This window comes from Pseudoxanthomonas sp. LH2527 (assembly GCF_022539275.1).
In the GTDB taxonomy this organism is placed as follows: domain Bacteria; phylum Pseudomonadota; class Gammaproteobacteria; order Xanthomonadales; family Xanthomonadaceae; genus Pseudoxanthomonas_A.
Map to the genome: position 1 here is coordinate 1 of NZ_JAKZBW010000045.1, position 18,002 is coordinate 18,002.

At 69.3% G+C, this 18,002-nt stretch carries 20 protein-coding genes and 1 pseudogene; all 21 read right to left on the reverse strand.

Annotated elements, in window-relative coordinates; translation table 11 throughout:
• Positions 1–74: 74 nt before the first annotated feature.
• On the reverse strand, positions 75–344 hold the full coding sequence (locus tag MMG85_RS17770; protein WP_162338471.1) for a flagellar biosynthetic protein FliQ: 270 nt from the start codon (positions 342–344) through the stop codon (positions 75–77).
• A gap of 126 nt (positions 345–470) precedes the next feature.
• Positions 471–1,286: a flagellar type III secretion system pore protein FliP gene (gene fliP, locus MMG85_RS17775; protein WP_241047253.1), complete on the reverse strand. Its 816-nt coding sequence runs from the start codon at positions 1,284–1,286 to the stop codon at positions 471–473.
• Position 1,287: 1 nt separating this feature from the next.
• Positions 1,288–1,680, reverse strand: coding sequence for a flagellar biosynthetic protein FliO (gene fliO / locus MMG85_RS17780; RefSeq protein ID WP_241047254.1), 393 nt, complete (start codon positions 1,678–1,680; stop codon positions 1,288–1,290).
• 10 nt (positions 1,681–1,690) lie between these two features.
• Positions 1,691–1,951: pseudogene (gene fliN, locus MMG85_RS17785) on the reverse strand (flagellar motor switch protein FliN); the annotation flags it as partial.
• Between the two features lie 83 nt (positions 1,952–2,034).
• A complete protein-coding gene (fliM, locus tag MMG85_RS17790; protein ID WP_241047256.1) occupies positions 2,035–3,075 on the reverse strand; it encodes a flagellar motor switch protein FliM in 1,041 nt (346 codons plus the stop codon).
• A gap of 15 nt (positions 3,076–3,090) precedes the next feature.
• Positions 3,091–3,618 carry a flagellar basal body-associated FliL family protein gene (locus MMG85_RS17795; RefSeq protein WP_241047257.1) on the reverse strand — a complete coding sequence of 176 codons (528 nt, stop codon included), beginning with the start codon at positions 3,616–3,618 and terminating at the stop codon, positions 3,091–3,093.
• 238 nt (positions 3,619–3,856) lie between these two features.
• Positions 3,857–5,083 carry a flagellar hook-length control protein FliK gene (locus MMG85_RS17800; RefSeq protein WP_241047258.1) on the reverse strand — a complete coding sequence of 409 codons (1,227 nt, stop codon included), beginning with the start codon at positions 5,081–5,083 and terminating at the stop codon, positions 3,857–3,859.
• On the reverse strand, positions 5,083–5,535 hold the full coding sequence (fliJ, locus tag MMG85_RS17805; RefSeq protein ID WP_055944533.1) for a flagellar export protein FliJ: 453 nt from the start codon (positions 5,533–5,535) through the stop codon (positions 5,083–5,085). Before fliJ ends, MMG85_RS17800 begins: the two co-directional genes overlap by 1 nt.
• 18 nt (positions 5,536–5,553) lie before the next feature.
• Positions 5,554–6,951 (reverse strand): flagellar protein export ATPase FliI, encoded by a 1,398-nt coding sequence (gene fliI / locus MMG85_RS17810; RefSeq protein ID WP_055944536.1) that lies wholly within the window; start codon positions 6,949–6,951, stop codon positions 5,554–5,556.
• Positions 6,948–7,538 carry a FliH/SctL family protein gene (locus MMG85_RS17815; protein ID WP_241047265.1) on the reverse strand — a complete coding sequence of 197 codons (591 nt, stop codon included), beginning with the start codon at positions 7,536–7,538 and terminating at the stop codon, positions 6,948–6,950. The genes fliI and MMG85_RS17815 overlap by 4 nt, the downstream gene beginning before the upstream one ends.
• A gap of 23 nt (positions 7,539–7,561) precedes the next feature.
• The gene (gene fliG / locus MMG85_RS17820) at positions 7,562–8,572 is read right to left on the reverse strand and encodes a flagellar motor switch protein FliG (RefSeq protein ID WP_241047259.1); all 1,011 of its coding nucleotides are present in this window, start codon (positions 8,570–8,572) and stop codon (positions 7,562–7,564) included.
• Positions 8,565–10,232, reverse strand: a complete 1,668-nt coding sequence (gene fliF, locus MMG85_RS17825; protein ID WP_241047260.1) for a flagellar basal-body MS-ring/collar protein FliF — start codon at positions 10,230–10,232, stop codon at positions 8,565–8,567. Before fliF ends, fliG begins: the two co-directional genes overlap by 8 nt.
• A gap of 38 nt (positions 10,233–10,270) precedes the next feature.
• Complete coding sequence (fliE, locus tag MMG85_RS17830; protein WP_055944542.1) at positions 10,271–10,630, reverse strand: flagellar hook-basal body complex protein FliE; 360 nt, start codon at positions 10,628–10,630, stop codon at positions 10,271–10,273.
• Between the two features lie 77 nt (positions 10,631–10,707).
• Positions 10,708–12,171 (reverse strand): sigma-54 dependent transcriptional regulator, encoded by a 1,464-nt coding sequence (locus tag MMG85_RS17835; RefSeq protein ID WP_241047261.1) that lies wholly within the window; start codon positions 12,169–12,171, stop codon positions 10,708–10,710.
• Positions 12,164–12,544 carry a response regulator transcription factor gene (locus tag MMG85_RS17840; protein WP_055944547.1) on the reverse strand — a complete coding sequence of 127 codons (381 nt, stop codon included), beginning with the start codon at positions 12,542–12,544 and terminating at the stop codon, positions 12,164–12,166. Before MMG85_RS17840 ends, MMG85_RS17835 begins: the two co-directional genes overlap by 8 nt.
• Before the next feature lie 15 nt (positions 12,545–12,559).
• Positions 12,560–13,984: an RNA polymerase factor sigma-54 gene (gene rpoN, locus MMG85_RS17845; RefSeq protein ID WP_241047262.1), complete on the reverse strand. Its 1,425-nt coding sequence runs from the start codon at positions 13,982–13,984 to the stop codon at positions 12,560–12,562.
• A 237-nt stretch (positions 13,985–14,221) separates the two neighbouring features.
• On the reverse strand, positions 14,222–14,854 hold the full coding sequence (locus MMG85_RS17850; RefSeq protein WP_055944553.1) for a response regulator transcription factor: 633 nt from the start codon (positions 14,852–14,854) through the stop codon (positions 14,222–14,224).
• A 214-nt stretch (positions 14,855–15,068) separates the two neighbouring features.
• Positions 15,069–15,653: a PilZ domain-containing protein gene (locus MMG85_RS17855; RefSeq protein WP_241047263.1), complete on the reverse strand. Its 585-nt coding sequence runs from the start codon at positions 15,651–15,653 to the stop codon at positions 15,069–15,071.
• A 3-nt stretch (positions 15,654–15,656) separates the two neighbouring features.
• Positions 15,657–15,962, reverse strand: coding sequence for a hypothetical protein (locus MMG85_RS17860; RefSeq protein ID WP_055944560.1), 306 nt, complete (start codon positions 15,960–15,962; stop codon positions 15,657–15,659).
• The gene (gene fliS, locus MMG85_RS17865; protein WP_055944563.1) at positions 15,959–16,375 is read right to left on the reverse strand and encodes a flagellar export chaperone FliS; all 417 of its coding nucleotides are present in this window, start codon (positions 16,373–16,375) and stop codon (positions 15,959–15,961) included. Before fliS ends, MMG85_RS17860 begins: the two co-directional genes overlap by 4 nt.
• Positions 16,376–16,428: 53 nt before the next feature.
• Positions 16,429–17,793, reverse strand: a complete 1,365-nt coding sequence (gene fliD, locus MMG85_RS17870) for a flagellar filament capping protein FliD (protein ID WP_241047264.1) — start codon at positions 17,791–17,793, stop codon at positions 16,429–16,431.
• Positions 17,794–18,002: the final 209 nt, after the last annotated feature.

Sequence of the window (18,002 nt, forward strand, 5' to 3'; positions counted from 1 at the left end):
GGGTGGGATCGGTGAGGGCGGCAGGGTCGTGCTTTCGTCCAATCCCGAATCCCGTCTCCCGAATCCCGTCGGCGTCAGCCGATCAAATGCGGCAGTCGCTGGAACAACGTCGTCGTGTACTCCACCAGCACGCCGAGCAGGTAGCTGCCGGTGGCGAACAGGGCGGCGGTCAGTGCGATGGCTTTCGCGACGAAGGCGATGGTGGGTTCGTTGAGTTGCGTGGCCGCCTGGATCACGCCGATGACCACACCGACGACCAGCACGACCAGCAGCAGCGGACCCCCGACCCAGAGCGCGATCTCAAGGCCACCACGCAGTTCGGTAAGAGCGGTTTCGGGACTCATGGGCGGGCCGGGAACAGGGAACAGGGAATGGGGAATGGGAGAGAGCGAAGGTGATGGGCCATGCGGGGCAGTAGACGGGTCATGCGGCTCACCACTCCCGATTCCCCATTCCCGGCTTCAACGCGGTCATACCGCGTTGAAGCTGGCGGCCAGCGAGCCCACGATCAGCACCCAGCCGTCGACCAGCACGAACAGCAGAATCTTGAACGGGGCGGACACGAGCATCGGCGACAGCATCATCATGCCCATCGACATCAGCACGCTGGCGACCACCAGGTCGATGATCACGAACGGGATGAAGATCAGGAAGCCGATCTCGAACGCGGTCTTCAGTTCGCTGGTGATGAACGAGGCGACGACGATCGGGAACGGCACTGCATCCGGGCCGGTGTAGCTGCCATGTCCGGCCAGGCCGGCGAAGGTCATCAGGTCGGTTTCGCGCACCTGCGCCAGCATGAAGTCGCGCAGCGGGCCGGTGGTCAACGTCCACGCGGTGGAGAAATCGATCTGGCCGTTGAGGTAGGGCGCCATGCCCTGCGCCCACGCCTTTTCGCCGACCGGCATCATCACCAACATGGTGAGGAACAGCGCCAGGCCCACCAGCACCTGGTTGGAGGGCGTCTGGCCGGTGCCCAGCGCCTGTCGCAACAGGCCCAGCACGATGATGATGCGGGTGAACGCCGTCATCGCCAGCAGCGCCGACGGGATCAGCGTGATCGCCGTCATCAGCAGCAGCGTCTGCAGCGGCAGGCTGACGGTGTTGTCGCCGACCTGGCCGACATTGACCTTGGGCAGCGTCGGCAATGCGGGCGCCGTCGGTGCGGCAGGCGCCGCCGGTGTCGCCGCAGGTGCCGCGACAGGCGCGGTCGCGGCCTGCGCGAACGCCAGCGTCGGCGCGGCCAGCCACAGCAGGCAGATCAGGGAAAGGACGAAACGACGCATCTCAGGACTCTTTGCGCAGGCGCTTGGCCAGCAGTTCGGCGAAGTTGGGCAGGGCCGGCGTGGGGGCGACGACCAGCGGTTCGGGCAGCGTGTGCAGCGCGGTGATGCCGCCGGCGGTCACGCCGATCAGCAGCTGTTCCTTGCCGACCTCGATCACCATCACGCGTTCCTTGGTGCCGACCGACAGCATCGACACCACGCGCAGCTGTTCGCTGGGGCGGATGCCGACGCCCATGCCGGGCATGCGCTTGAGCAGCCAGGCCAGGCCCAGGATCAGGCCGAGCACCAGCACCAGGCCGACCAGCGCGCCGCCGATGCCGGGCGTGGACGGCGCGTGCTGGCCGATCTTCTGGGCGGGCGCCGCGGCGGCGGCGAGCAGGGTGAAGGCGTGCATGGCGATCGGCTCAGCGCAGGCGGCGGATGCGTTCGCTGGGGCTGACCACGTCGGTCAGGCGCACGCCGAAGCGGTCGTTCACCACCACGACTTCGCCATGCGCGATCAGCGTGCCGTTGACGAACACGTCCAGCGGTTCGCCGGCGCCGCGCTCCAGTTCCACCACCGAGCCCTGGTTGAGCTGCAGCAGGTTGCGGATGGGCATGCGCGTGCGGCCGACTTCAAGCGACAGCGTCACCGGCACGTCGAGGATGACGTCCAGGCTCATGTCCATGTCGTGGCCGGCATGGGCGTCGCGGTCGGCAATCGCGGTATCGCCGAAGGCGGTGGCGAGGACTTCTTCGTTCTGGGGAATCATGGCGTGGCGTCCTGGAAGGCGACGGGTGCGAGGGCATGGCGGCCGGCGGTCGGTGGCTGGTGCCGGCTGCCGGGTGGGTGGTGGGCGGTGATCTTCACCGCGTTGAGGCCGTTGGAGATGCCGAACTCGCCGGTGAACACCGGCACCTGCTCCACGCAGACCGGCACGCACTTGGGCAGGTCGATGGGCAGGATGTCGCCGACTTTCAGGCGGGTGAGTTCGCGCAGGTTGATGCGCTTTTCGGCGAGCACGCTGGAGACGGTGACTTCGGCGCTGCGCAACTGCTCGTGCATGGTCACGCGGAAGCTGTCGTCGTCGTGCACGCGGTCGGACTGGATGCCGGCGTCCAGCAGTTCGCGGATCGGCTCGAGCATGGAATAGGGCAGGGTGACGTGCAGGTCGCCGCCGCCGCCGTCGAGCTCCACGTGGAAGCGGCTGACCACCACGTACTCGCGCGGGCTGACGATGTTGGCGAAGTGCGGGTTGACCTCGCTGGTGATGTACTCGAAGTCCACCGGCATCACCGGCGCCCAGGCATCGATCAGGTCGGCGAAGGTCTGCTTCAGCAGCAGTTGGATCACCCGCATCTCGGTGGCGGTGAACTCGCGGCCTTCGATCTTGGCCGGGTAACGGCCGTCGCCGCCGAAGAAGTTGTCCACCATCGTGAATACCAGCTTCGGTTCAAACACGATCAGGCCCACGCCGCGCAGCGGCTTGAACTTGACCAGGTTGAGGTTGGTGGGCACGTACAGCGAATGCAGGTAGTCGCTGAACTTGACCGTCTCGATGCCGCGCACCGACAGCTCGGCGGAGCGGCGCAGCAGGTTGAACAGGCCGATCCGCCACGTGCGCACGAAGCGCTCGTTGATCATTTCCAGCGTCGGCAGGCGGCCGCGGACGATGCGGTCCTGGCTGGCGAAATCGTAGGTCCGCGCCACCGTGGGGTCGTGCGGCGGCTCCTCGGTCTCGATGACGCCGGAGTCGACGCCGTTGAGCAAGGCGTCGATCTCGTCTTGCGACAGCAGGTCACTGGTCATGGCGGCGGGCGTCCGTCACTGCATCACGAAGCTGGTGAAGAGGATCGACTCGGCGCTGGGCTGGCCGGTCTCGGCCACCAGCAGCGACTTCACCTCGCCGAGGGCGGCGTTCTGCAGGCGCTCCTTGCCTTCGCGCGACATCAGGCTGGCGGCGTCCTGCTGGGCGAACAGCATCAGCAGGCGCGCGCGTATGGCCGGCGCGTGCAGCTGGATGGCGGCCATCGCTTCGGGATCGCGCGTCATCAGCTGGACTTCTACCTGCAGGTAGCGCGCGCCGCCGGTCTCACCGACAAGGTTGACGACGAAGGGCGGCTCCAGCGCGAAGTACTGGGCCGGCGCCGGCACTTCGCCGGGCTTCTTGGCCTTGGGCGCGTCGGCGCTCTCTTGCTTCGTGCCTTGGGTGGCGAAGTACCAGGCGCCGGCGCCCGCTGCGCCGGCCGCGATCACGGCCACCAGTCCGATGGTCAGCAGCGACTTGCCGCCCTTGGGCTTGTCGCCCTTGTCGGCCTTGGATTTGCTTGCGTTCTTGTCGGCGGCTGCCACGGCGCGGGATCTCCTGAGGGGTCAACCCGGGGATGCAAGCGCTGTGCCGTGGTGTGGAAGCGGGGCCGACGGGGTTTTGACGGGTGGGATTTCTGTAGGAGCGACGTGAGTCGCGACCGCACGTCATCTGCGTCCGGGAACGTCATTCGAGCGCGGATGACCGCCTGATCCAGCGTCAATGATGCCGAGTTCATAAGGTCGCGACTCACGTCGCTCCTACAGCAACCATGGCAGGCCGTCAGGCGTAGGCGTCGACCAGGCCGCGGGCGGTCATGCGGACGGTGCGGGGCGTCTCGATGGCGGGTTCTGGGCTGTCGCTTCCGCCTTCGCCCAGCTCCGAGCCGCCGCCCTGTGGGCGTGGCGTGTGCTGCTGGCCCACGTCGGCGTGGGCGAGCTGGAAGCCGTGCTGGCCCAGCATCTCGCGCAGGCGCGGCAGGCTGCTTTCCAGCGCCTGGCGGACGTCGGCCTGGGCACTGGAGAAGTCGGCGTGCACGCGGTCGCCGTCCAGGCGCAGGCGGATTTCCACCGTGCCCAGGTCGTTGGGCGTGACCTTGATGTGGGCATGGCCGATCTTCTGGTCGGCCATCCAGCGCACTGCGTCGCCGATGTCGTCGTCGAAGTGGCCGCCGTGCAGATCGGCGCTCGGTGCCTGCAGGGCATTGACGGTTTCGGTGCGCGCCAGGCCGAGCGGTGCGTTGGAGGCGCCGACGCCGGCCAGCAGGTTGCCGGTCGGCGCGGTCGCGTCGCCGTCCTCGCTGCGCAGCGCATCGACGATGTCGCGACCGAGGCTGACGGCGTCGGGCACGGCGGCGGCGACCTGGCCACTGGCCAGGTGCGTGGCGAAGGACAGCAGGTTCTGCAGCGGCGCCTTTGCTTCGGGCGTGGCGGCGGCAGGGAGTGGCAGTGGCGAGGTGGCATCGGGCGCTTCGGGCGTCGCGACGTCGCCACCGACCGCTGAGGCGAAGGCCTGCGCTGCGTTGGCGAGACCCGGCATCGCCGGCAACGTGGGCAGCAGGGTACGGCCGCCGGCCAACAAGGCGTCAGCATCGGGCGCGCCTGCGGCAGGCGCGGCGCCGCCGAGCAGCGGGTTGCCGGGCGGATCGGTCAGCACCGCCGCGATGGCCTCGGTGGGCAACGCAACGGGGAGCAGCGGGAGCGGCTGCAGCACCGCCGGCAGCGCAGCGCTCGCGGTTTCTTCGGGCTTGTCGTCGTCGGTCGGGGTGCGGGCGATGTCGTCCTGCTTGCGCACGGTGTCGGTGCGCGGCCTGGCAGACGGTTTCGCCTCGTTCGCGCGCGCTTCGGGCGTGGCCGGCGCGTCCTGGGGCTTGGCGGGCCGCCGGACCATGTCGTCGAAGGCCGGCTTGTTGGCCGGCGCTTCATTGGCCGTGGACGCGGCACCGTTCGACGCGGTCGACGGCGACGCCGGCTTGACGGCGAACGACAGGGCGGACGTCGAAGACGGCATCAGGCGTCCTCGTTCTCGCGGGCGGTGGCCGCCAGGCGTGCACGGCGCGCGCCCACGTCGTCCATCTCGCGCTGGTCGCGGCGGTCGACGATCAGCTTTTCCTGCACGCGATAGCTGGCGGCCAGTTGCTCGAGTACCTGCTTGTCGCGGCTGGCCAGCAGCAGGCGGTCGCGTTCGATGTCCACGCTGGCGCGGCTGCGGTCTACGTTCTGCAACTGCTGCTTGAGCGCCTGGTCGATGCGTTCGAGGAAGGCGCGACGGTTGGCCAGCTGCGCCGGGCTGGTGGCCGCCATCTGGCTGTTGGCATAGTCCTCGGCGTACTGGCGCAATTCCTCCAGCCGCGACTCGTGCTGCGCGAGCGTGTTCTGGCGCTCGGCCAGTTCGCGGGCGATGGAATCCTCGTGCTCCTGGGCGCGGCGCAGCAGCGGATCGATTCGGCGGGACTGCATCATCGTGGGGGTTCCTTGGCGTTACTGCAGGCCGGGCGGCAGGGGCATGCCGGCGGCGATGTTGCGTTGGATCAGGGACTCCAGCGCGGCGCGGCTGCTCGGCAGGTCGGCGGCGCGTGCCACGTCCTGGCCGAGGAACTCGACGATCTCGGGCCAGCGCTCCAGCGCTTCGTCCACCGTGGGATCGTTGCCGCGCTGGTAGGCGCCGATGGCGATCAGGTCGCGGTTGCTGTTGTAGGCCGACAGCAGGCGCTTGAGCTTGCGGATGCGGTCGCGCCAGGTTTCGTCGGCGATCTCGGTGACCACGCGGCTGACCGACGATTCCACGTCGATGGCCGGGTACAGGCCGGCGTCGGCGACGCGGCGCGACAGCAGGATGTGGCCGTCGAGGATGGCGCGGGCGGCGTCGGCGATCGGATCCTGCGGATCGTCGCCCTCGGTCAGCACAGTGTAGAAGGCGGTGATAGAACCGCGACCCTTGGCGCCATTGCCGGCGCGTTCGACCAGCGCCGGCAGGCGGGCGAATACCGACGGCGGATAGCCGCGCGTGGTCGGCGGCTCGCCAACCGACAGGCCGATCTCGCGCTGCGCCTGGGCGAAGCGGGTCAGCGAATCCATCAGCAGCAGCACGTTGAGGCCCTGGTCGCGGAACCATTCGGCGATCGCGGTGGCGCGGTACGCGCCCTGCAGGCGGGCCAGCGGCGGGCGGTCGGCGGGACTGGCGACGACGACGGCGCGCGCCAGGCCGGACGGGCCCAGCGTGGTCTCGACGAAGTCGCGCACTTCGCGGCCGCGTTCGCCGATCAGGCCGACGACAATGACGTCGGCGGCGGTGTAGCGGGTCATCATGCCCAGCAGCGTGGACTTGCCGACGCCCGAGCCGGCGAACAGGCCGACGCGCTGGCCGCGGCCGATCGGCAGCAGCGCGTTGATCGCGCGCACGCCGACGTCCAGCGGCTGGGTGATCGGTTCGCGCGACAACGGATTGATCGCCATGCCGGCCAGGCTGACGCTGCCTTCGGCGCGGATCGGGCCGCGGCCGTCGAGCGGCACGCCATCGCTGTCGATCACGCGTCCCAGCAGGCCTTCGCCCACTTCCACGCCGCCGCGACGGCGCGACGGCACCACGCGCGCATTCGGCAGCAGGCCATGCAGTTCGGCGCTGGGCATCAGGTAGGTGCGTTCGCCGGAGAAGCCGACCACTTCGGCATCCACCCAGCCACCGTCGACCACCTCGACCTTGCAGGTGGCGCCCATCGGCGCTTCGCAGCCGATGGCTTCCAGGGTCAGGCCGACGGCGCGGCGCAGGATGCCTTCGCGGATCAGGCCGTGGCCGCCGAGTTCGGGATTGATCTGCGACAGGCGCGCGGACAGGCGCAGGTCGCGCGCGGTCAGCCACTCCAGCGGCTGCGCACTCATGCGCGTGCGCCGCGGTTGAGCACGGTTTCGAGCGCGCCGCGCAGGCGCGCTTCCAGGGTGCCGTCGATGCGCACACTCTCCGCATGCACACGCAGGTCGCCGCGGCTGAGCGAGGTGTCCGCGGTCAGGCGGGTGTGCGCGGTCATCGCCAGCACCGGCGTCAGCGCGGCGATGTCGTCCGGATGCAGGCGCAGTTCGACCTCGCGCTGCGAACCGCCGACGGCGTCGAGCGCCGAGGTGGCCAGTTCCTGCAGCAGCACCGGGTCGGTCTGGTAGGCGCGGCCGACCAGCGCGCCGGCGATGCGCACGGCCAGTTCGGACAGCGCGGCGACCACTTCGTTCTCCAGCCGGTCGAGCGGTCGCGAGAAGTTGTCGAGGATGCCCTCCATCTGCGCGGCGAGCCGGCGCACCTCGGCCTGGCCCTGGCCGAAGCCTTCGGCGTGTCCTTCGGCGAGGCCGCGTTCCAGGCCTTCGCGGTAGGCGGCGTTCTGGATGGCCTGGATCTCTTCCAGTGTCGGCGGCACCAGCGCGGGCACGTCCTGTTCGGCGGGCGCGTCGGTGACCACCACGTCGAGCGGGGCCGGCATCCAGCGCAGCGGCGAGGGCGTGCTCATACCATCTCCTCGGCGCTGGCGGTGAGGGCGATGACGCCCTGGTCGGCCAGGCGGCGGACGATGGCGAGGATTTCCTTCTGCGCGCCTTCCACGTCGGACAGGCGTACCGGGCCGCGCGCCTCCATGTCTTCCAGCAGGATCTGTGCGGCGCGCTGCGACATGTTGCGGGTGATCTTTTCCTTCACCTTGGCGTCGGCGCCGCGCAGCGCCAGGCCCAGGCGGTCGTTCGGCACTTCGCGCAGCAGCGCCTGCAGTTCGCGGTCGCCCAGGTCGGCCAGGTTGTCGAACACGAACATCAGGTCCTGTATGCGCGCGCCCAGGTCGGCGTCGACCTGGGTGATGCTGCCCAGGATCACCTGGTCCTGGCCGGAGTCCATGAAGTTGAGGATGTTGGCCGCGACCTTCACGCCACCGATGCTGGAGGCCTTGAGGTTCTGGTTGCCGGCGAACTGGCGCTCCATGATCTCGTTGAGCTCGTTCAGCGCGTTGGGCGGAATGCCGTCCAGCGTGGCGATGCGCAGCAGCACGTCGGTGCGGGTGCGTTCGGGCAGCAGCTTGAGGGTGTCGGCGGCCTGGTCGCTGTCCAGGTGGGCCAGCACGATGGCGATGATCTGCGGATGCTCGTTGCGCACCAGGTCGGAGATCGCGCGCGGGTCCATCCACTTCAGCGTGTCCAGGCCGGTGGTGTTGCGGCCCAGCAGGATGCGGTCGATCAGGCCGCCGGCCTTGTCTTCGCCCAGTGCCTGCACCAGCACCTTGCGCACGTAGTCGTCGGCGCCCATGCCCAGCGAGGTCTGTTTGTCCAGCGCCTCGCCGAAGGTGGCCATCACCTGCATCACCTGCTCGCGGCTGATGCCGGAGATGGTGGCCATGGCGATGCCGAGCTTCTGCACCTCCTTGGCGTTCATGTGCTTGAGCACTTCGGCCGCGTCTTCCTCGCCCAGCGAGAGCAGCAGCACGGCGGCGCGCTGCACGCCGGTGAGGGAAGTGTCCAGTGCGTTATTCATCGTTGGCCACCCAGTCCTTGACCACCTGTGCGACCTGCTTGGAGTCGGTCTTCACCGCCTCGCGCGCCTGCCGCAGCCGGTCCTCGTAGGCATCCGAGGGCAGGGCGCGCATCGGCGGCAGCTGCTCGTGCGAGAGCGTGGCGACCACGCCGTCTTCGCCGTCCTCGTCGACCACGCTGACGTCGATGCCGTCCTCGTCCTCGCGCTTCTGCCGGGACGACGGGCCGATGATCTGGCGCATGGCCGGGCGCAGCACGCCGAACAGCAGCACGATGACCACCAGGGCACCCAGGCCATAGCGCGCGATGTCGCGCACCATCGGGTTGTGCAGCCACGGGCTTTCCCAGAACGGCACGTCGACCGGCGGTTCGGTCTCGCGCACGAACGGCGCGTTCATCACCGACACCGAGTCGCCGCGCGCGGCGTCGAAGCCGACGGCTTCCTTCACCAGCGCTTCGATGCGGGTCAGCGTGGCGGCGTCCAGCGCGGTCATCACCACCTTGCCGTTCTCGCCGGTGCGCGGCACATGGTCGACCAGCACGGCGGCGGTGACGCGGCGCACGCGGCCGGCCGGCTGGCGGGTGTGCTGCAGCGTGCGGTCCATCTCGAAGTTGCGGGTGGCGCTGCTCGCGGTTTCCACCGGGGCGGCGGGATTGGGCGCGGCGGCGGCATTGGGGCCGGGCGGCGTGTTGCTGGTGGCGCCGGGCACGCCCTCCGGGCCGGTGCCGGCGACGGTGTTCTGGCTGACCTGCTCGCTGCGGATCTTGGCCGGGTCGTTGGCGAAGGTCTCGCGCGCTTCCTCGGTGACGGAGAAGTCCATGTCCACCGCGACCTCGGCGTTGACGCGGCCGGCGCCGGTCAGCGGTTCCAGCAGTTCGCGGATGCGGTCGTTGAACGAGGTCTCCAGCTTGCGCACGCGCTCGAACTGCGCGGCGTTCAGCGCGGCCTCGCTGTTCGGGTCGCTGATGGTCAGCATGCGGCCGCTCTGGTCGACCACGGTGACGCGCTCCGGCGCCAGGTCGGGGATCGACGACGACACCAGGTGCACGATGGCGTCCACCTGGTTGCGTTCCAGCAGCGCGCCCGAGCGCAGGTCGAGCACGACCGAGGCGCTGGCCACTTCGCGCTGGCGGGTGAAGGCGGACGGCTTGGGGATGGCCAGGTGCACGCGCGCATCGCGCACCGGGCGCAGCGTGGTGATGGTGCGGACCAGTTCGGTTTCCAGCGCGTGCTGGTAGCGCGCGTTCTCGACGAACTGGCTGACGCCGAAGCCGGGATCGCGCTCCATCATCTCGAAGCCGAGGCGGCCGCTTTCGGCCAGGCCGGCGCCGGCCAGCTTCAGGCGGGCGTCGTGCAGGTTTTCCTCAGGCACGGAGATGGCGCCGGAGGCCTGGTCCAGCTGGAACGGAATCTGCGCCGCACGCAGCATGTCGGTGGCTTCGGCGGTGGCCTTGGCGTCCAGGCCGGTGTAGAGCGGGGTGTAGGCCGGCTTCTGCGACCAGAAGAACACCATCATGCCGACGGCCACGGCGCCGGCGATCAGCAGCAGCGTGCCCATCTGCTTGAACACGCGCGCGTCCTGGATCTTGGTCAGCGCCGCACCGGCCTTGTCGGCGGTCAGCGATTCCTTCAGGGCTTCCTTCGACAGCGTGAGGGCCATGGTGACGGTTCGGTTCTAGGTGAGAGGGTGGGGCCGCGTTACAGCGGCATGTTCATCACGTCCTGGTAGGCCTGCACCAGGCGGTTGCGCACTTCCACGGTGGCGCGGAAGGCGACCTGCGACTGCTGTGCGGCCACCATCACCCGCGCCAGGTCAGCGCGCGGATCGCCCAGCTCGAAGGCCTGCGCCAGGGCGCCGGAGGTCTTCTGGGCGTTGTTCACGCCTTCCAGCGCGTTCTGCAGCGTGTCGCCGAAGCTCGGCGCCTTGACGCCCGGCTGCTCCAGTCCCACCCGGTTGGGCGTGAACGCGCCGGGGTTGGGCATCGGCTCCAGCGCACGCGTACCGACCTGGTGCTGGTAACTGCGGATCTGCGAGAGGATGGAGGAGACGTCGGACATGGGCGGGTGCTTCGGTCGTCGGGGTGTCTTGCCTGATCAATTGCAAGACCCGTGCCGGAAACCGCGCCCGTGGCCAGTCAGTTTTCCGTCGCCAGCGCGACGTCCTCGCGCTCGATGCCGTACTTGCGCAGCTTTTCCACCAGCGTGGTGCGGCGCAGGCCCAGCAGCTGCGCGGCATGCGCGACCACGCCACCGGCGCGGTCCAGCGCGTCGCGGATCAGGTTCAGCTCGATCTGGGCGATGTGTTCGCGCAGGTCGATGCCGGCCTCGGGCAGGCGGTCGGGCGGCGACACCGCGGCGGCCACGACCGCCGACGGCAGCGGCGCGGCGACCGCGGGGGCGGCGGCGACCGCGGCGGGCGTTTCCACCGCCGGCGCGTCCACGCCTTCGGGCTGGTAGCGCTTGGGCAGGTCGGCCACGCGGACCAGGCCGCCGGGATGCAGCACCGCCAGGCGCTCGACCAGGTTGGTCAGCTCGCGCACGTTGCCCGGCCACGCGTACAGGCGCAGGGCCTGCAGGGTCTCGTTGGCGAAGCGCACTTCGCCGCGGCCGGTGCGGGAGAGCTGGGCGGCGATGGTCATCACCAGGTCGGGCAGGTCGTCGGCGCGCTCGCGCAGCGCCGGCATCTCGATCGGGAACACGTTGAGGCGGTAGAACAGGTCCTCGCGGAAGTGGCCGTCGGCGATGCGCGCTTCGAGGTTGCGGTGGGTGGCGGCGATCACCCGCACATTGCAGCGGATGGTCTGGTTGCCGCCGACGCGCTCGAAGCTGCGCTCCTGCAGCACGCGCAGCAGCTTGACCTGCATGGGCAGGCTCATGTCGCCGATCTCGTCCAGCAGCAGGGTGCCGCCCTCGGCCATCTCGAAGCGGCCCTTGCGCGCACTCAGCGCGCCGGTGAAGGCGCCCTTCTCGTGGCCGAACAGTTCGCTCTCCAGCAGGTCCGGCGGGATGGCGCCGCAGTTGATGGCCACGAACGGCCCGTCGCGGCGCGGCGACTGGTCGTGGATGGCGCGGGCCACCACTTCCTTGCCGGTGCCGGACTCGCCCAGCACCAGCACGGTGGTGTCGAAGTTGGCGACCTGCTCGATCATGCGGCGCAGGCGGGTGACGGCCGGGCTGTTGCCGGTCGGGCCGCGGGTGGTGACCTGCTGCGCCTGGTGTTCGGTGTCCAGCCGCTTCAGGCTGGCGCGGCGCAGGCAGGCTTCCAGCTGCGCGTGGCGGATCGGGCTTTCCAGTGCCCACACGCCGGCCTCGTGCAGGCCATGCGCGGCGGCGAAGCCGGCGGTGTCGCCTTCCAGCAGCAGCACCGGCGGCGGCAACGCGGCCTTGCCCAGCCAGGCGAAGAAGGTGTCGGCGGCCTTCTGGTTGTCGAGCGAACCGACCACCACCGCCAGCCAGTCGTGCTGGCGCGCGCGGCGGACATCCACGTCACCGGCGCTGGCGACCCAGCGGGGTGTCAGGTCCATGAATTCGAGCAGTCCGGCCAGGCGTTCGGCACGGGCGGCGTCGGCGTCGATGACGAGGATGCGGGATTCACTCATGGCGGCGGTCTTTGAATTTCTCGAGGATGGGCAAGACTTCCTGGATGTAGGAAAGCTTGCTGACGAAGTCGTCGGCACCGGCGCGCATCGCGTGTTCGCGGTGCTCGGCGTCGTCGAAATGGCTGGCGATCACGATGAAAGGCGGTGCGTCCTGCGTCTTGATCAGGCGGGTGGCCTGCAGGCCGCCCATTTCCGGCATGGCCAGGTCCATCAGCACCACGTCCGGACGCAGGGTCTCGGAGCGTTCGATGGCCTCCAGGCCGTTGCTGGCGCGGCCCACGATGTCCAGCCACTCGACCTTGCGCAGGTGGCGCAGGGCGGCGTTGATGAAACCTTCGTGGTCGTCCACCAGCAGTACGGTGATCTTGCTCATTGTGTGCGTGCTCCGTTATCCGGCCTTGGCCAAGACCGATACGGTAGCGCGTCGGCGTTCCCGGGCGGGAGCGATATCGAGTTGTTCGCGGTACTTCGCCACGGTCCTGCGGGCGATGTGGATGCCCTGCCGGGCCAGCAGGCCGGCGATGGCCTCGTCGGCCAGCGGCTTGCCGGCCGGTTCGGCGTCGATCAGGCGGCGCACCATCGCGCGCACGGCCGGACCGGACACGTTGGCGCCTTCCAGCCGCACCGCGAAGAAGTGCTTCAGTTCGAACGTGCCGCGCGGGGTCTGCATGTACTTGCCGGTGGTGATGCGCGAGATGGTGGACTCGTGCATGCCGATGGCGTCGGCGATTTCCTTCAGCGTCAGCGGCGCCATCGCTTCGTCGCCCTGGGTCAGGAAGCCGGCCTGGCGCTCGACGATGGCGCGCGCGGTGCGCAGCAGGGTGTCGTAGCGGATGGACAGGCCGCGGGTCAGCCAGCGGGCTTCCTGCAGCAGTTCGCGCAGCTTGCCGGCGCCTTCGGAGGGCGCGGCCTGGTCCAGCGCGCGCTCCTGCATGGCGTTCACGCGCAGGCGCGGGGTGGTGGCCGGGTTCAGCGCCACCCGCCAGGCGCAGTCGGCGTGCCAGGCCACCACGTCCGGCACGATGTAGCCGGTCGGGGCGGGCGCCAGCGAGGCGCCCGGGCGCGCGTCCAGCGACAGCACCAGGTGCACGCCTTCCATCACCTGGTCGATGTCCAGGTCCAGCAGGCGGGCGAGGGCGTCGTATTCGTGGGCGGCCAGCAGCGCCATGCCGTCGGTGACGATGCGGCGGGCCACATGGCGCGCCGGCACGCGGCCCTGCAGGCAGTCCAGCTGCACCAGCAGGCATTCGCGCACGTCGGCGGCGGCCAGGCCGGGGAACTCGCCGCGCAGCAGGCGCTCGCGCAGCGCCAGCACGGCCGGCACGGTCAGGTCGAAGCGGGCCGAGGCCAGCAGCGCCAGGGTGTCGGGCGCCTGCTCCAGATAGCCGGCGTCGTTGGTGTGTTCGAGCCAGAACGCGACCACGTCGAGCGCGCGGTCGTCCAGTTCCAGCGCCAGCCGGTCCAGCACGCGCACGTGCGGGTCGCTGGATTCGCCGGCTTCGATGCGCTGCATGCGGTCTTCGTCGCCGTCCTGCCAGCCGGCGCCGGGGACGTCCCACAGGCTGGATTCGGGCAGTTCGTCGAAGGCGGCGGTTTCCAGCGTGGCCACGTCCTGCGCGGGCAGCACCTCGATCTCGGCGGTCTGGTCGGCGTCGTGGGTTTCCTCGACCTCCAGCAGCGGATTGAGGTCCAGCGCGCGGCGCACTTCCATTTCCAGCTGCAGGCCGTCCAGCTGCAGCAGCCGGATCGACTGCAGCAGTTGCGGCGTCAGGTGGAGTTGCTGCCCGAGCTGGGTGGAAAGTCCCGTCTTCATTCCCGTCATCCCCGATTCGATGGCGTGCCGAGGTCGGCTTCACATCGTGTTGACACTGTGCGCGGCGGGTGACGGAAAAAAAATCAGGGCGATTCTGGTCGTGCTGCGGGCACGCCCGACGCGCCGTCAGGGTTTCCCCTACGACGTCGGTTCAATGGCGGGAAAGGGCGCCCCGGGAGGACGCGGCACAACGGAAATCCGTCACGGAACGGATCTCCCGGTGATGCATTGCAAGGCTCAGGCCAGTTCGTTCTGGTGGCGCGCGGCCAGCAGCAGCAGATCGTTGGCGCGGCGGCAGCCCAGCGATTCCATCATGCGCGCGCGATGCGTTTCGACGGTCTTGACGCTGATGCCGAGCTGCGCGGCGATTTCTTTGCTGCTCATGCCGCCGCCCAGCTGGCGCAGGATCTCGCGCTGCCGCGGCGACAGCGCGGCGATGCCGGTGGGCCGCTGCTGATTGAGCATCGGCGCCAGCATCTTCGACGACACCTGCGGGCTGAGGAACACCTGGCCGTTGGCGGCGGCGCGCAGGGCGAGTTCCAGTTCCATCGGCGCGGCTTCCTTGACGACGAAGCCGGCGCAACCGCGATCGAGCGCCACGCGCACCTGGGTGGGATCGTTGTGCATGGACATCATCACCACGCGCGTCTGCGGCAGCGAGTCGCGCAGCAGCGGCAACAGCTCAAGTCCGCTGCGGTCAGGCAGCGAAAGATCCAGCAGGATCAGGTCCGGGCGGTGGATGGCCGCCATGTCCAGCGCCTGTTGCCCGTTGCAGGCCTCGGCCACGACATCGACATCGGGCAGCGCCTGCAGCAGGCGTCCGATGCCGGCGCGGACCAGGGTGTGGTCGTCGACGATGAGTACACGCACGGGAGGAACCAGATCTTGTCGCGGTAACGAGTCGTCTCACGATAGCCGCGGACGGCGGCAACGCCAATTCACAATCGCGATGGAGATGTGAAATGCCGACGCGAGTCACAGTTGAGGGGCGCGTACGGCGACGGAAACCACGAAGTTGGCAAGGCGCGGCTGTGATGGGTGCACGGCGCATGCGCAGGCGCGCACGCCGCTGCGCGCAACACGGCTACGTGCGGTCGGCCAGTTGCCGGGCTTCGGCGATCTGGCGGCGGTGCAGGCGGAACAGGTGACGGTCCATCGCTTCGGCCAGTCCAGCGTTCAAGGCATCGAACTGCAGCCACACGTGCTGCAGTCCCTGCGAGCCTTCCACCTGGTCGAGCACGGTGGCCGGCAGTTCGATCTGGTCGCTCAGCCACGCGGCGGGCTGCACGGTGACGATGCCGTTCGTACCGTTGGCAAGGGGCAGCGGCGTGGCCACATCCAGCCGCAGTCCGCGATGCGACCAGCGCAGGGCGGTGACGGGCAGGGCGTCTTCGTGGCGGCGCGCCAGGCGGCCGAGCAGCGACAGCACCAGGTCGAGCTTGGCCTCGATGCGCTGCTGCGACGGGGTCGCTTCCTTGCGTTCCTCGGGGTCGTCGCCGCTGACGTCTTCGGCGATGGCCAGCCCCTTCAGCAAAGCTTCCGAGGTCGCCTGCATCAGCGCGCGCCGGCCGGCGTCGAAGCGTGCGGGCAGCACCGCGTCACAGGTCAGTGCGCCCTCGAACAGGGCGTGTTCGGCCGGATGTTCCACCAGGATGATCGAATGGGGCACGGCTCATCCCTCCACGACGGACAGGTAGGCGCGCGCGGCGCGGTCGGCGCGCTGCGTGGCATGCATGCGCACGCGCGCCTGTTCGCGCGCGTCCTGCATGGACTTCTGCAGTTCCAGCTGCGCGCGCAGCAGCACGGCCAGGGCGTCGTAGCCGGCGGTCTTGCCGCCATCGGCGTGCAGGAACGCGCGCACATCGTGGTCGTGGCGATTGAGCAGGCGCTCGACGTCGTCCAGTTCGCCGGCGTGCAGCGCGTGGCGCATGCCGTCCAGCTGCGCGAACAGGTCGGCGAGGGCCGGTGCGGTGCTCATCCGGCCACGGCCATCGCCGGGACCTGGCGCTGCTCGTTGGGGATGGCGTTCCACGCCGATTCGATTTCGCCCAGCAGCTCCAGCGATTCGCGCAGGGCGGCGGGATCGTTGTGCAGGTTGGCTTCGATCAGCCGCGTCTGCACGTAGTCGTACAGCGCCGACAAGCTGCCGGCGATCTCGCCGCCGGCCTCATGGTCGAGCGAGCCGTTGAGGTGGCCGATGATCGCGCTGACCTCGCCGATCGCCTTGCCCTTGCGCGCCAGGTCACCGCGCAGCACGCAGGCCTCGGCCAGGCGCAGGCGTTCGCAGGCGCCCGCCAGCAGCAGGGCGACCAGGCGGTGCGGGTCCGCTTCCATCACGGCACTGCTGAGGCCGGTGTTGCGGTACTGCGCGGCGTAGGACTGAAGTGACATTGCGTGTTCTCCTGGGGTGGCGGTGCGGGGCGTGCCCCGCGCGACCACCTTGCTTATCCGGTCTGGTTGGAGAGAGAGGCCAGTTGCTGGGCCAGGTAGTTGCTGGTGTTGCTCATCTGTCCGACCAGGGCGTCCATGGCGACGAACTGCGCCTTGTACCGGTTCCCGACGGCTTCCATGCGGGCGTCCAGCGCGGTGCGTTGCGCGGCGACGTCCTTGATCTGCGCGTTCAGCCCGTTGCTGCGCAGGGTGAATGCGCCATCGGTGCCGGTGTAGCTGCCGACCGCCTTCTGCAGCGTGCCGGCGAACGCGGTGTCGCCGGTGAACGCGGTGCGGATCTTCTGCGGATCGGCGGTCAGGGCGGCGGTGAACTTGCTGCTGTCGAACACCAGCGTGCCGTCGGACGACGGAAAGCCCTTGGTCTGCAGGCCCAGCGTCTTGGCATCCAGGCCCTGCGCGGCCAGGTCGCCGAGCAGGTTGCCCATCAGGTTGCGCAACTGTCCCGAGGCGCTGCGCATCTGCGCGTCGCCGGTCAGGGCGGAGGGCTCGTTGGTTTCGGCGTTGTATTTGGTGGACGCGTTGATCGCGTTGATGGCGGTGTTGTACGCCGTCACGAAATCCTGGACCAGCTTGCTGGCGGCCGCGGTGTCGGTGGACACGATGACCGTGCTGGTGCCCTTGGTCTTCAGGTCCAGGGTCAGGCCGGGCACGGCCTCGGTGATCTTGTTGTTGCTGGCGGTGACGGTCAGGCCGTCGATCAGCACCTCGGCATCGGCGGCGGGCACGCGCTCCTGCAGGCTGCCGACCAGCGATTGCAGGTCGCTGCCGCCGGAGGTGAAGGCGAGGGTGAGGCCGTTGGCCGCGCCGGTCTTGTCCGACGACACCGACAGGTACTGACCGTCGTTGGAGGTCAGCACGCTGGCCTGCACGCCCTTGCTGCGCGCGGCATCGTTGATGGCGCTGCGCACGTCCTGCAGGGTGGCGCCTTCGGCGATGTCGATCGCCAGGGCCTCGCCGCCGACGGTCAGCGTCAATTGGCCGGCGCCGAAGGTCTGGGTGGCGGTGACCGGCGTGTTGGTGATCCATTTGTTGGCGGTGGCCAGTTCGACCACCTCCACGTTGTAGGTGCCGTTGGGCGCGCCGCTGGAGACGCTGGCGCCGACCACGGTGTCCGTGCCCGACTTGACCGTGCGCGTGTCGAACGCGGTGGCCGATTTCAGCGCCTTGAGCGCGGTGTCCAGGGTGCTGAAGGCGGAACTGACGGTGCCGATGGCGGACAGCTTGAACTTCGCCTGGCTCTCGATGCGGTTCAGGCGGTTGTCGGCGGGTTTGCGATCGGCCGCGACCAGCTGTTCGACCATGCCGGTGATGTCCATGCCGGAGCCGACGCCGCCGTAACCCAGTGAATAATCTGCCATTGACCTGTCTCCTGTCTGGCCCTTTCCGCAAAAAGGGAGGCCGGGCGGGCCGACCTCCGGTGAAGAAGGGGACCCGCCCGTGCAGTACCAATAACGGCCCAGGTGAGCCGTTCTTTAGCCGCATTTCTCCGTCTCCCACCGCCGCCGTGGGTCCGGCGTGCTGGTAAGAAATGCAGGCGAAGACGGAGATGCAGGGTTTGTGCCAGTGG

Bases quoted from the DNA above. Each gene is read 5' to 3' on its own strand.
- MMG85_RS17860 (WP_055944560.1), bottom strand. From the start codon at position 15,962: ATGAGCACCGCACCGGCCCTCGCCGACCTGTTCGCGCAGCTGGACGGC.
- fliP (WP_241047253.1), bottom strand. From the start codon at position 1,286: ATGCGTCGTTTCGTCCTTTCCCTGATCTGCCTGCTGTGGCTGGCCGCG.
- rpoN (WP_241047262.1), bottom strand. From the start codon at position 13,984: ATGAAGACGGGACTTTCCACCCAGCTCGGGCAGCAACTCCACCTGACG.
- MMG85_RS17800 (WP_241047258.1), bottom strand. From the start codon at position 5,083: ATGCCGTCTTCGACGTCCGCCCTGTCGTTCGCCGTCAAGCCGGCGTCG.
- fliO (WP_241047254.1), bottom strand. From the start codon at position 1,680: ATGCACGCCTTCACCCTGCTCGCCGCCGCCGCGGCGCCCGCCCAGAAG.
- fliF (WP_241047260.1), bottom strand. From the start codon at position 10,232: ATGGCCCTCACGCTGTCGAAGGAAGCCCTGAAGGAATCGCTGACCGCC.
- fliM (WP_241047256.1), bottom strand. From the start codon at position 3,075: ATGACCAGTGACCTGCTGTCGCAAGACGAGATCGACGCCTTGCTCAAC.
- fliI (WP_055944536.1), bottom strand. From the start codon at position 6,951: ATGAGTGCGCAGCCGCTGGAGTGGCTGACCGCGCGCGACCTGCGCCTG.
- MMG85_RS17815 (WP_241047265.1), bottom strand. From the start codon at position 7,538: ATGCCGGCCCCGCTCGACGTGGTGGTCACCGACGCGCCCGCCGAACAG.
- fliJ (WP_055944533.1), bottom strand. From the start codon at position 5,535: ATGATGCAGTCCCGCCGAATCGATCCGCTGCTGCGCCGCGCCCAGGAG.
- fliD (WP_241047264.1), bottom strand. From the start codon at position 17,793: ATGGCAGATTATTCACTGGGTTACGGCGGCGTCGGCTCCGGCATGGAC.
- fliG (WP_241047259.1), bottom strand. From the start codon at position 8,572: ATGAATAACGCACTGGACACTTCCCTCACCGGCGTGCAGCGCGCCGCC.
- MMG85_RS17770 (WP_162338471.1), bottom strand. From the start codon at position 344: ATGAGTCCCGAAACCGCTCTTACCGAACTGCGTGGTGGCCTTGAGATC.
- fliE (WP_055944542.1), bottom strand. From the start codon at position 10,630: ATGTCCGACGTCTCCTCCATCCTCTCGCAGATCCGCAGTTACCAGCAC.
- fliS (WP_055944563.1), bottom strand. From the start codon at position 16,375: ATGTCACTTCAGTCCTACGCCGCGCAGTACCGCAACACCGGCCTCAGC.
- MMG85_RS17835 (WP_241047261.1), bottom strand. From the start codon at position 12,171: ATGAGTGAATCCCGCATCCTCGTCATCGACGCCGACGCCGCCCGTGCC.
- MMG85_RS17840 (WP_055944547.1), bottom strand. From the start codon at position 12,544: ATGAGCAAGATCACCGTACTGCTGGTGGACGACCACGAAGGTTTCATC.